The organism is Arcicella sp. GW821-FHT09D11, from assembly GCF_059416265.1.
Window position 1 is genome coordinate 853,425 of the sequence record NZ_JBWKOV010000001.1, and the last position, 13,025, is coordinate 866,449.

10 protein-coding genes and 1 tRNA gene are annotated in these 13,025 nt (G+C 35.5%); 8 read left to right on the forward strand and 3 right to left on the reverse strand.

Annotated elements, in window-relative coordinates:
* Positions 1 to 41: 41 nt before the first annotated feature.
* Together AC07N0_RS03605 and AC07N0_RS03610 are read right to left on the reverse strand one after the other, a co-directional pair.
* Positions 42 to 1,004 (reverse strand): FecR family protein, encoded by a 963-nt coding sequence (locus tag AC07N0_RS03605; protein ID WP_494588159.1) that lies wholly within the window; start codon positions 1,002 to 1,004, stop codon positions 42 to 44.
* A gap of 78 nt (positions 1,005 to 1,082) precedes the next feature.
* Positions 1,083 to 1,586, reverse strand: a complete 504-nt coding sequence (locus AC07N0_RS03610; protein WP_492800870.1) for an RNA polymerase sigma factor — start codon at positions 1,584 to 1,586, stop codon at positions 1,083 to 1,085.
* 353 nt (positions 1,587 to 1,939) lie between these two features.
* On the opposite strand from AC07N0_RS03610, the gene AC07N0_RS03615 reads away from it, so the two are divergent.
* On the forward strand, positions 1,940 to 6,658 hold the full coding sequence (locus tag AC07N0_RS03615) for a hypothetical protein (protein WP_494588160.1): 4,719 nt from the start codon (positions 1,940 to 1,942) through the stop codon (positions 6,656 to 6,658).
* Between the two features lie 83 nt (positions 6,659 to 6,741).
* On the opposite strand, the gene AC07N0_RS03620 is transcribed toward AC07N0_RS03615, so the two are convergent.
* Entirely contained in the window at positions 6,742 to 6,960 is a 219-nt protein-coding gene (locus tag AC07N0_RS03620) for a hypothetical protein (RefSeq protein ID WP_309915034.1), read from the reverse strand.
* Between the two features lie 206 nt (positions 6,961 to 7,166).
* Between AC07N0_RS03620 and AC07N0_RS03625 the strand changes: the two genes are divergently transcribed.
* The 7 genes from AC07N0_RS03625 to AC07N0_RS03655 all read left to right on the forward strand — a co-directional run bounded on the left by AC07N0_RS03625 (position 7,167) and on the right by AC07N0_RS03655 (position 12,889).
* A complete protein-coding gene (locus AC07N0_RS03625; RefSeq protein WP_492803627.1) occupies positions 7,167 to 8,570 on the forward strand; it encodes a BatD family protein in 1,404 nt (467 codons plus the stop codon).
* 57 nt (positions 8,571 to 8,627) lie between these two features.
* Positions 8,628 to 9,737: a chorismate synthase gene (gene aroC, locus AC07N0_RS03630; protein WP_494588161.1), complete on the forward strand. Its 1,110-nt coding sequence runs from the start codon at positions 8,628 to 8,630 to the stop codon at positions 9,735 to 9,737.
* A gap of 5 nt (positions 9,738 to 9,742) precedes the next feature.
* Entirely contained in the window at positions 9,743 to 10,183 is a 441-nt protein-coding gene (locus AC07N0_RS03635) for a nucleoside deaminase (protein ID WP_494588162.1), read from the forward strand.
* A gap of 87 nt (positions 10,184 to 10,270) precedes the next feature.
* A complete protein-coding gene (locus AC07N0_RS03640; RefSeq protein ID WP_492800874.1) occupies positions 10,271 to 10,879 on the forward strand; it encodes a superoxide dismutase in 609 nt (202 codons plus the stop codon).
* A 97-nt stretch (positions 10,880 to 10,976) separates the two neighbouring features.
* Positions 10,977 to 11,052 (forward strand) — tRNA-His (locus tag AC07N0_RS03645).
* 53 nt (positions 11,053 to 11,105) lie between these two features.
* Complete coding sequence (locus AC07N0_RS03650) at positions 11,106 to 11,789, forward strand: carotenoid biosynthesis protein (RefSeq protein ID WP_494588163.1); 684 nt, start codon at positions 11,106 to 11,108, stop codon at positions 11,787 to 11,789.
* 221 nt (positions 11,790 to 12,010) lie between these two features.
* The gene (locus AC07N0_RS03655) at positions 12,011 to 12,889 is read left to right on the forward strand and encodes a MerR family transcriptional regulator (RefSeq protein WP_492800876.1); all 879 of its coding nucleotides are present in this window, start codon (positions 12,011 to 12,013) and stop codon (positions 12,887 to 12,889) included.
* Positions 12,890 to 13,025 lie beyond the last annotated feature (136 nt).

The window sequence follows — 13,025 nt, forward strand, 5'->3', positions numbered from 1 at the left end:
AAAGCAATCAGCTTATTTATATCGCTGTATGCTCGTAATTATCAATAGATAATAATTTCATCATCAATTATCTTATATTGAAAATCCATTACGTAACAGATTTTCTCTATGACAGTTGTAGCAGACAGGTTTTCAAACTGCCCCGTAAACCGCTGTGGGCCTATATGTGGTGCGCTAAGCTTGATTTTTACGCCATACCAACGCTCTATTGTTTTAGCAATATGGGCTATGTTTTGGTTATCAAAAACTAACTTATTATCCATCCAAGACAGATACCTATCTGCATATACGTTACCCTCTCTCAAGCCAGTTTCAGCATCAAAATGACCTTTCTCATCGCTTGTTAGTATAACCTTCCCATACGTTTTATCAATGGGCGAAAACTGTACTTTCCCTTCTTTGACGACTATTGATATTTCTTTATCATCTGGGTAAGCTCTTACATCAAACTTTGTCCCTAATACTTTTACACTAGCACGAGTCATATTGACAACAAAAGGATGAAGAGAATCTTTAGTCACTTCAAAAAATGCTTCTCCTTTTAAAGTAACGAGCCTTTGGGCATCATCAAAGTGTAAAGGGATGCGCAATTCGCTTCCTACATTTAGATGAACAATGGTACCATCTTCAAGGGTTACGTTGGCTCTTTGTCCAAATTTTGTATTAAACACCTTGAACTCTTCAGGTTTGTTTACTGCCTGCAAAGCGTTATCTCTGCTTTGGTATAAGAACAATCCAAGTCCGCAAATCATGATTACACAGGCCGCAACTAATAGCCTGCCAACAATGGCATAAGGTATAATACGTGGTTGTTTTTCCTGTGCTGGAAAAATATTATTGTTAATATTCTCCCAGATAATCTCCTTGTGCTTAGGGTTATCTTTTTCATCTGGAAAACTTACTTCCGTATCAGAATCTAATAGCCATGCTTCTATCTCCAAGATTTCTTGAGGATTACAAAGCCCTTTGGCATATTTCTCTAAAAGTGCATTTGTGATTTTCATCAAAATCTTTGTGGATTCTTTCTTATAATAGGGTAGTCGTACAAGTCGCAGATTAGTCCTATATAAAAGTAAAAAAAATTAACGGTAGTCTTGTAGGCTTAAACGAAGTACTGTTAAAGCTTTGGTGAGGTGATTTTTAACGGTCTTTTCTGAGATAAGAAGGGCTGAAGCTATTTCTTTGGTATCTAATCCTTGTTCTCTACTCAATCTATATACCTGACGACACTGGCAAGGAAGCTGATCAACCAGATTGCCTACTCTTTCATTCAATAAATGATACAATACATCGTTTTCAGTACAGCATTCACTATTGCACACACTTTCAAGCTCCTCCTCCTCTACTAATACCACTTGGTTAGCCTTCTTTCTGAAATAATCAATTACTTTATACTTAGCAGCTTTCACAAGATAATTTTCAATAGACCCTTCTACTGTCAACACATCTCTGCGTTCCCAAAGTGAACAAAATATCTCTTGAACCATCTCATAAGAAAGTTCAACATCCTTACAATGATTATAACAAGTACCGAAAACTTTTTCCCAATACTGATCATAAAGGATTTTAAAAGTATTTTGATCCATATGTTTTTTGCCGTAAAGCGTTAATATCAATCCATTGGGCTTGATAAAGCAGTGTGAAATTCTGCTGTAAATTTACAACGGGAATAAATTACAACAAAAAATTATTTTGATTTAATCTAAATAATAACAAGCTATCAGGATAACACCTTTCTCTTTTCTTCTTTTAGTACTATTTTCCCATCATATATTTTAATCTACTTATTTATTTTCCTTTACTGCCTTTCTCCTATCTCATCTGAAATGATGATATTTGTGCATTCTTTTCTTTCTGAAATCTTAATAAGAATACTTCGTTTAGTTATGAAATACTATACGTACTGATTTCGTTTATTTCTTTGAAGCTAACTCCTACAATGATGACAATAAAACGCTTTTATTTAATTTTTGGACTTATTTTATGTTGCTTAACGGCCCACACACAAGCCTTAAAGCTCTCTGAAAAGCCCGAAGAATTTTTAGCAGATGCCAAAAATGTTTTAATGGCTTCTGGAAACCCTCAGGCAAGCTATATCATACAAAATCTGGAGAAAAACTGGAATTCTGGTACGTTATCAGAAACACAGAAAGCAGCATTGGCAAAAACTGCCAGTTTTATGCTAAAAAAGGGCTACAAATCGCCTCAGTTTATTCCATTTTTTGATGCTACCAACCTTGGTCTTTCAAGTGGGATACTCTCACAAGCCAGTTTTGATAATTATTTAAATACCTTACAAAAATCTGTAGAAACAGGAGATGTAAAAACTACTACAAAATACATTGATGTCTGTCGACTATTTTTCAAAAATAATAGTCTTTACTTTACCAATTTCAACCGTTTGTATGCTTATAACGGTACGGTAAGTTTTAAATATAACGACCAAAAGACAGAGGTTTTTAAAACTGAAAAAGTAGCTACTCCAACGACCAATACTACTACCCCTGAAGCTGCCAAGAAAGCCGATTGGGGCGATTGGGATACACCAGCTCCTGCTAATAACGGTAGTGCAACTCCCCCTCCATTAGACGAACCAGTCGCTCAATTCTTAAACCCTGGACCTAGCATTGAATTCAATGCCATTAATCTGGCGATAGTTACTGCGAACGATTCAGCTATTTTGGTCAATACCAAAGCATTTTTAGATGTAAAAGAAGGCGTTTTGATAGGCAGTGCTGGCAAGTTCTCTTGGGAGACTGTTGGTGTGCCAGAGATATTTGTCAACCTAGATAATTACAGCATGGCTATCAGAAACCCTAAGCTTAATGCTGACTTGGCAACACTAAACTATCCTGAAAAATTAACCAGTCCTATCAAAGGGATTTTTGAGTTTCAGAGCAGGAAGAGAACTAAGAACTCCTCCGCTATTTACCCAAGGTTTATGTCACTACAAAATGATGTGACCTTAAAAAACAGTAATGATATTGCCTATACGGGTGGGTTTACGATTGTCGGCACTAAAATATCCAGTGCCTCTGTGCAGTCAAAATATGCGACTATCTTAGTCAAAAAAGATGGTAAAACGGCCTTTAAGGTGATTAGTAAAAGATTCGACATCAGCGATTCTTTAATTACTGCTCCCTCGGCCATTTTTACTGGATATTTTGCGTCTCAGGATTCTCTTTATCATCCCTCTGTCAAACTTAATTACAATCGTCAATTACAATATTTACGCCTTAATAAGGTAGACGAAGGTGGGTTCAGAGAATCTTCTTATTCAGACAGCTATCATAAATTAGACATTACTTCAGATGTAATGCGTTGGAATTTGAAAGATAAGAAAATGGATTTTATGATTGTCACGGCAAAAAACATCGTTCCTGCCTTGTTTGAATCTTACGATTATTTCAATCCTGAACGTTTTGCTAAAATATCTGCTAATTATAGTTTCAATCCATTGTTAGTAGTTTCCAATTATATTAAGAAAAACAATTTGCAAGCTACCACCCTTAGTGAGCTTGCCGTTGCCTACAAAAAAGATGCAGCAGCCCTGAAACCTGTGTTTTTGGAAATGATGCAAAAAGGATATTTTGACTATGACCCTGATGTAGAAAAACTCAAAATTTCGAGAAAAGGACAACATTATCTGGCGGTTTTTACGGCTAAAAAAGATTATGACAACTTTTTGATTCCATCTTTCTATGCATCAAGTTCTAAAGATTCTACTGCCAATGCGTCCTTGGATTTGAATAACAATCAATTAATTATTAGAGGGGTAAAACAATTCTATCTTTCAGATTCGCTAAATGTTTACATGGCTCCTTACGACAATATCATTAAGGTAAACAAAGACCGTAACTTTGGGATTAGTGGCGAGCTTAAAACAGGAAATTTCAGGTTTAGAGGCAGGGATTTATCCTTTAATTACAATGAGTTTAGTGTGAAGTTGGATAAGATAGATTCAATCACCTTTATTCCACAAAAAGAATTAGCTAAAAAAGGACACACAGAAATCGGGGGAGATTTAAAGTATGAAGCAGGGGTAATTTACATCAACAAACCTGATAATAAGTCTGGTCGACAACGAATGTTAGAGTACCCTCGTCTAGTTGTTCCTACGGGCGTAACTGCCTACTTCGACCACCCGTGGAGAGTGAATGGTATTTATAACCAAAAAATATACTTCAAAGTGCCTAGCATCGACTTTGATAGTTTGAATATCAAAGACATCAACTTTGTAGGTACTTTTTATTCAGATGGTATTTTCCCGCCTTTCAAAGAAACCCTTATTTCAATGCCTGATAATACGTTGGGCTTTAGTCACAAGGTGCCTGAGGGAAAATACAATTTATACAATAGTAAAACCTTTGTAAAATTCAGCTCAAATTTATTGATGGATAGCAAGGGACTACATACTGAAGGAGAAATAAACCACCTTACGGCACAAATTAAAGCAAAAGAAGCCTTGTTTACACCTGATTCTGTTACTGCTACGGGTACGACGGGTATTATTAATGAAGGAGAAGTTGGCAAGGCATATTTTACCAAAGTAGCCATCAACAACTTTAAATTAAAATGGCAACCTAAGGTAGATAGTATGCTGATTGAAACGCAGAAAAATACCTTCGATTTTTATGCAGGAAGCTCTAAGTTAGAAGGTAAACTCTTGGTTCGTCAGACTGGTTTGTTTGGTTTTGGGAAAGTAAAAAGACTAGACTCTGAAATCGGGTCAAATAATTTCAAATTTGGCAAAGGTGTCTTTACTGCCGAATTGGCTGATTTATTTGTTGGAAACAACCTGAGTGTAGCAAAGCCTGCCCTTCTTGGTAAAAAGATGAACATCAATTTTAATATTCAAACGGGTTTGGTGAGTATCAAAACCCCTACTAACCTAAAATTGGAAGATTCTACTAGCTTGTATTTCCCTTATACTGCCTATCAAACCTCTATCAATAGTGCAGAATGGGATATTAATAAGAAACTAATAACGATGAAGGGGGATGTACGAAATACTACTTTCTCGTCAATGGAGCCAAGCCAAGAAGGACTGTCATTTAATGGTTCAGAGGCATTGTATAATATCGAAAAACAATCGTTGAATATCAATGGTGTTCCTTTTATTAAATCTGCTGATGCTAAAATTATTCCAGATAAAGGAGCCGTATTTGTCAGTAAAGATGCGGAAATGAAAGATTTCCATCAGGCAAAAATCGTCTTGGATACCATCAACTCTTATCATCGTTTAGTAAACGGAAATATTAAGATTTTATCAAGATTCAAATTTGAAGGTGATGCAATCTACCGATACGTCAATTCAGCGGGCGATAGCCTAAATATCAAGATGGGCAACTTTGATTTCAAAGAAGTAGTGCTAGACAATCGTAAGAAAACCAAGGGATATATTACTACTGCCAAAGCGAATATCGAGCAAAGTAATAAGTTTTACCTTTCGCCTAAATTGATTTACCGCGGAGAAATCAGCATGATTTCCAATGACAAGAATCTTACTTTAAATGGCTTTGTGCGTCCTGATACTAAAAACAAAAAGTATGAGACCAACTGGATAGTGTATAAAGGTAATAGCCGCGATAGCGTGAATATTGATGTACAACCTACTCTATTAGGTGAAGGCAACACTCCATTGTTTGCAGGACTACATTTCAGAACAGCTTCAAGTGGTTTATATTCTACGTTCTTATCGAACAAAGAAGATGCTAAAGACGAAGATATTTTTGTAGCCAAAGGAGCATTCAGAGATATTGCCAAGACATCACGTTTTGAAATTGGTGCTGACGATAAAGCTCAATCTTATGAAGCCAATCGTTATATTTTTGATGATGCTAAAAAGACGCTGAAACTAGAAGGGTCATTTAATTTCTTTAACCCTAGTACTTTATTACAGACGTCGGGCTTTGCTGAAATGAGGGTGGATAGTGGAAAATATAAGTTCGACCAGATGTTGGTGATTAATTTCCCAATGCCTGCGGAAGTACTTAAAGCCATGGCTGACAAGATTGTAAAAATAAATTTAGAGTCTCGTGATAATGTTAGTGCCGACGACCCTGATGATAAAGAACATTACTTATCGAAACTCGCTAATATTTTGGGTGGAAAAACTGTGGCTTCTTTTGAAAGACGTGTAAAAAATGAACACGTGCCTCTTTATTCAATTTCGTCTAAACTGAATACGACGATGGTTATTTCAAAAGCTAATTTGCGGTATTCAGACCAACACGCTTCTTTTTATAGTGTAGGCAAATTGGCAATTGCCAATATTGGAGGAACAGATATTAATGCCGAGATTGAAGGAATGCTTGAAATCAAAAAAACCAATGAGGGCGACGAGTTCTATCTTTATTTAGAACCTTCAGAAGATGTTTGGTATTTTATGGGTTACTTAAAAAATGAGATGGGTGTCATTTCATCTGATGGTGAATTTAATAATGCTGTTGCCGCAAAATCGAAAGGAGTTAAAAAAGGAAGTGGTAAAAATGCGTATGCATTCTTAGGCGTTGGTGCTGAGGAAAAAATTGCTTTTTCAGAAAGATTCGTGGATAACTATAGAACCAGGGTAGAAAAAGGCAAGAAAATAGTTAATAAAAAAGAAGAAAAGCCTAAAGTTGAGAAGAAGAAAGAAGAAGCGAAAGAAGGTTTCTAATAAAACTAAAGCCCTGCTAATTTAAAATTAACAGGGCTTTCTTAATCTTTTTTTGGTGTCTAGAATTCGGTGTTTAGGAAACTTTACTGAGCCAATACATTCATTTTTCGACGTAGTCTGTTAAAACATTTTTCGATAACTTGATTGTAGATTTTCCCAAATTTATCATAACACCATGCTTGCAACTCACTTACTTCATCAGATAATAGTGTCTTGATTGCTTTTTTTAATTCTTTCTCGAATAACTTTGCATCAAAACTAACTTTTTCCAAAATAACTTTGACATAGTTTAAGGTAATCATAGCTTTTAAATGGATTTAATAAAGTAACAATACAAAACAAATCTCTATCAAATTTATCATACAAGCACCTGAAAATCAAGTGTTTTAGTAAAAATAAATGATATTTTTTTTATATCATTAATGTATTAATTTTTTGAACGTTTATTTAGACAACGGTGAAACAAAAAAAATATTATATAATTATTTCAATATTTTTTTATTCTTTAGTGTGCTTCCTTTCTAAGGGTCAGGATAATGATGTATCATTGGTAATAGGAGAAAAAAATATTTCTATGAATGATCCGTTTGTGCTTACCGTAGTAGTTAAATATACTGGCGAAGCCCAAGTACCGACCTGCAAATTTCCCGACTTACCCAATTTTACAAAAAAAGGTTTTTCAAAATCAACCTCACATTCTTTTGTAAATGGACAAGCAATTTCTACTTGTAATATCACCCAAAACTATTCTCCACAAAAAATAGGTACGCTTAAAGTCCCTTCTTTTAAAGTAAATGTCAATGAGCTCAATATAAAAGCAGATGGTTTTACGGTGAAGGTAAAAAAAGCGAGCCAAGAGCAACCTAACCCTGAAAAAAAAGATATTTCAGTAGGCAATGAAGACTTTACTGATTTTATCGAAGGCACTCAATCGGAGATAAAAGATGCTAAAAATGATGCTTTTTTAACACTCAGTACCAATAAAAGTAGTCTTTTCGTTGGCGAAGGCTTCACTGTTACCTTAGCTTTTTATGTGGCTGATAATAACGGAACTGAAATGGAATTTGATAATAATAATATTCAAATTCCTGAAATTACTAAAAAATTAAAACCTGAAAATTGTTGGGAAGAAAGTTTTGGTATCACAGAAACGCAAGAAGGACAATTGGTTTTAAACGGTAAAACTTATACACAATACAAATTTTATCAAGCTACTTTTTATCCATTAAATAACAAAGAAATCATTTTCCCCTCGGTCAGTCTAAGGTTAATAAAATACACGATGGGTAAAAATGGGGAAAAAATACCCGAGGCAATTACTTTTAAAACCAAAGTCTTAGCCATAAAAACGAAGGACTTGCCTAACCATCCTCTTAAGCAGGAAGTGTCGGTGGGAGATTTTTCATTAAAAGAAGTCATCAATAAAAATAGTATTAATACAGGAAAGTCGGTTCAGTATCGCATTCAGATTACAGGGGATGGTTATAACATCAAACTACCCGAAATGAAGAATGACAACATTTTTGACTTTTTCCCTCCAGAAATAAATTCTAGTGCTTATCCAGAAAATGGAAAAGTTGTTAGCACAAAAACCTTTACTTTTCTGATAATTCCAAAACAGGCTGGTAACTTTGCACTCGATAAGTATTTTAAATGGGTATATTTTAATACTAAAACCGAGAAATATGATACCTTAAAATCAAAACTTCGACTAAAGGTAAGTGGACCAACGATTAAAACAGCCGATGCTCCCCTAACAGTAGTGTCAGTTTACGATGGTTTGAAAGATAAAGATTCGTCTGATGCACCGAATAATTTCGGTAAATTTTTAAAAGACGAAGCCAATATTCTTATCACCATTATGTTGATAGGAATGGTGTATATTCTATTACCCAATAAAAAGCGGAAATAAGTTAAGAGCAATCAAAAAATGAAGTAACCAGTTGTCGTTATTTCTTATATCACTCACATGAGCAGTACATACGGTAAATTATTCAAGATTAGTACATTTGGCGAGTCGCACGGAACAGCAGTTGGCGTAATTGTAGATGGATGTCCGGCGGGAATTGATTTCGATACGGCTTTCATTCAAAGCGAATTAGATCGTCGTAAACCAGGGCAATCGAGAATTACTACTCAACGCCGTGAAGCCGATGAATTTCAAGTATTATCTGGCATTTTTGAAGGTAAAACTACAGGCACACCCATAGCCATGATGGTATTGAACGGCGACCAACGTTCAAAAGATTATTCACACATCGCACAACAGTTTCGCCCGTCTCACGCAGACTATACTTATACAGCCAAATATGGTAATCGCGATTATCGTGGTGGTGGTCGTAGCTCTGCCCGTGAAACCGTTGCAAGAGTAGCCGCAGGTGCTTTGGCAAAATTGGTTTTAAACCAAATTGGCGTTGATATTAAATCTTATGTTTCGCAAGTAGGGAAATTAAAGTTATCGACACCTTATCAACAACTGGATTTGAATCTGGCTGAAGAAAACGCCGTTCGTTGTCCAGACCCAGTCATCGCGCAACAAATGTTTGATTTGATTGATGAAACCCGTAAAAAAGGAGATTCAATTGGTGGCGTCGTAAACTGTGTAATTACGGGTACTCCCGTTGGTTTAGGCGAGCCTGTTTTTGATAAACTTCATGCAGAACTAGGCAAAGCGATGCTAAGTATCAATGCCGTAAAAGGTTTTGAATATGGCAGTGGTTTTGAAGGCGTAGAGATGTATGGTTCAGAACATAATGATGAAATGTTTTTGGATGAACAAAACCGAGTGAAAACCAAAACAAATTATTCAGGCGGTGTTCAAGGCGGTATCTCTAACGGTGAAGATATTTATTTTAGAGTAGCCTTCAAACCTGTTGCTACGATTATGCAAGACCAAGACAGCGTAGATGCTGATGGCAATGCAGTAGTGGTGTCAGGTAAAGGTCGCCATGACCCTTGCGTCGTGCCTCGTGCAGTACCGATTGTTGAAGCAATGGCAGCCTTGGTATTGGTAGATTTTTATTTAAGAAATAGAGCTACCCATAAAGTTGCTGAAAAGATTTCATCTGATATTGCTTAGCAAATATGTATTTTTCTGACGAATACTTTATGAGAATTGCTTTACAACAAGCAGAAATAGCCTTTCAGGAAGGGGAAATTCCTGTGGGTGCCATTATAGTTTGTCAGAATCAAGTGATTGCTAAAGCTTATAATCAAACAGAGAAATTAAATGATGTAACGGCGCATGCAGAAATGTTAGCCATCACGGCTGCTGCACAAACTTTAGGCTCAAAATACCTCAAGAATTGTACTTTATATGTCACTTTAGAACCATGTGTAATGTGTGGTGGTGCGATTTTTTGGTCTCAACTGAGTAGAATTGTATGGGGTGCTTCAGATGATAGACGAGGCTTCAAAAAATTAGATGCTTCTATTATTCATCCCAAATCAACCATTTCATTTGGCGTTTTACAAGAAGACTCTACGCTCTTATTGAAGAGATTTTTTTCCCAATTAAGAACTTAATTACAATTTTGATAGTTTTTGAAACAACATGAGTAGAGAGTTCTCTCTAACTCCTTAACTATAATAATTAAATAACTCCTTAAAAAAATGGCATTCGTATTAGACCCTTTACCTTATGCAAATGATGCTTTAGAGCCTCATTTTGATGCGTTGACAATGGAAATTCACCATGATCGTCACCATAACACTTATGTTACTAACCTAAATGGTGCTGTAGCTGGTACTGAATTAGAAGGAAAATCAATTGAAGAATTGGTTTCTGAAGTAAGCAAGTACTCTCCTGCAATTCGTAACAACGGTGGAGGCCACTGGAACCATACATTTTTCTGGAATATCCTTTCTCCAAATGGTGGTGGTGCACCAGTAGGTACTTTAGCGGAAGCTATTACTACAAAATTTGGTTCATTTGAAGCTTTCAAAGACGAATTCAAAAAAGCAGGTTTAACAAGATTTGGTTCAGGTTGGGCATGGCTAGTAGTTACTGCTAATGGTTTAGCGATATCTTCAACACCTAATCAAGATAATCCATTAATGGATGTTGCTGAGATAAAAGGTACTCCTATCATCGGTCTAGATGTTTGGGAACACGCATATTATTTGAAATTCCAAAACAAACGTCCTGATTATATCGATTCTTTCTGGAATTTGGTAGATTGGGAAGGTGCTGAAAGCCGTTATAAAGCTGCTAAAGCTTAATTAGTTAGCTACAAATAACAATTTTTTTGAAGAAAATCTTTCAAAAAAATTGTTATTTGTCAATTCAACAACTACCTTTGCAGTCCCAATACAACACGGAGGTTGTAGCTCAGTCGGTTAGAGCATCGGTTTGTGGTTCCGAGGGTCGTGGGTTCGAGCCCCATCTTCCTCCCTAGGTCTTGTCAATGCGACAAGACCTTTTTTTTTAGGCAATTCTTAATCACTAATGAATCTTTCAACTATCCAAACCTTACTCAATACGCGCTATCGTAAAATAACTTTTACAATATTGTCATTGATGTATCTTGTCGGATTTATCGGTTTAATGATTCCAGTCACTCGAGAATATTTCAAATTTTTATCACCTTTCAACCTTTGGATTTCATTTATCCTTTTACTTTTTTTTCATCAAGACTTTCAGTTAAAATTTATTCTTTTTGCTATCATTACTTTTCTGATAGGCTTTTTTATTGAAGTATTGGGCGTACATACAGGTATTATTTTCGGGCAATATCATTATGGCAAAACATTGGGGATTCAACTATTTGACGTGCCACTCGTAATTGGTGCCAATTGGTTTATTCTAGTGTATAGTTCGGGGCATATCATTCAAAAGCAATTCAAAGGTTTAGGCCCATCCTTTGGGCATAATGTTCTACTAGCTATCGTAGCCGCTACGCTGATGGTCTGCTTAGATGTAATGATTGAACCCGTAGCTATTCGTTTAGATTTTTGGCATTGGGACTTAAACAAAATACCCCTTCAGAATTATATTGGCTGGTTCATTACCTCATTTGGTTTACAATATTATTTTATCAGTAGTAAATTCCTTAAAAACAATGCATTAGCACCCTTACTTTTTTGTTTACAATTTATCTTTTTTCTACTCCATACTATCTTTTCTACCTAGGCAACTTTAAATTTATTGTATAGTTTTGTAAACCTTTTTTTAAACAAGACGTTTATACCCTATACACAGTTATTTTTCATAGAGATTCGATTATATCACATCGTTTACACTATTCATAACTTTAGCTAGAAAATACAACATCATTGAATGCCAATGGTATTTTAAGCAATGTGACTTTTAATTTTTATGATAGTGAATTATCAAGCCATTTGGCCAACAATATGAGCATTTATTCTATAAAAGACCTTGAGCAATTATCTGGAATTAAAGCTCATACCCTTAGAATTTGGGAACAGCGGTATGAAATTCTAAAACCAGACAGAACAGATACTAATATTAGGACTTATGATGACAAAGATCTTAAGTTGGTTCTGAATATTGCGCTATTGAAGGCACATGGTCATAAAATTTCTGAGATTTCAAAAATGGCTTCCAACGAGCTGTCGAAAGAAGTATTGTTGATTTCAGAGAAACAATTGAGCTATCCAGAACAGATTCATGCCCTAACAATCTCTATGCTTGATTTGGACGAAGAAAGGTTTGAAAAAATTATCAGTACTAATACGCTTCAATTTGGCTTTGAAAACATGATGATTAACATCATCTTTCCCTTTTTAAGCAGAATTGGTACTTTATGGGTCACGGGTTCAGTTAATCCTGCACAAGAACATTTTATTTCTAATTTAATCCGTCAAAAGCTTATCGTTGCGATTGATGGACAATTGCCTTCGCTAAGAATTGGAGCAAAAAAATACTTACTTTTTTTACCTGAAGGGGAAATGCATGAAATTAGTTTATTATTTGGTAACTACATCATTCGTTCGCGACACAACAAAGTAATTTACCTTGGTCAAAGTTTACCTTTTAATGAGCTTATTTTTGCTCATAAAGTACACAAACCAGATTATCTATTGACAGTAATAACATCTGTTCCTGCCCAAGAAGAGGTTCAGAAATATGTGTACCAATTAGCAAAAGAATTTCCTGATTCAAGGATATTATTATCAGGTCAGCAGGTAGTAGCACAAGATATTATTTGTCCAGATAATGTAGATATTTTACCTCAGATTCATTACCTAGCAGCAATAGCTTCGGAATAGTACTTTTAAAGGGCGTTTACAGCCTTTTTATAGTAAAAACGACCGACAGTATTATCATTCACCAAACAACCTCGACAATATACCAAAATTGGCAATTGTCGAGGTTGTTTTATTTCTTACGTTCAGCTTAAACAAA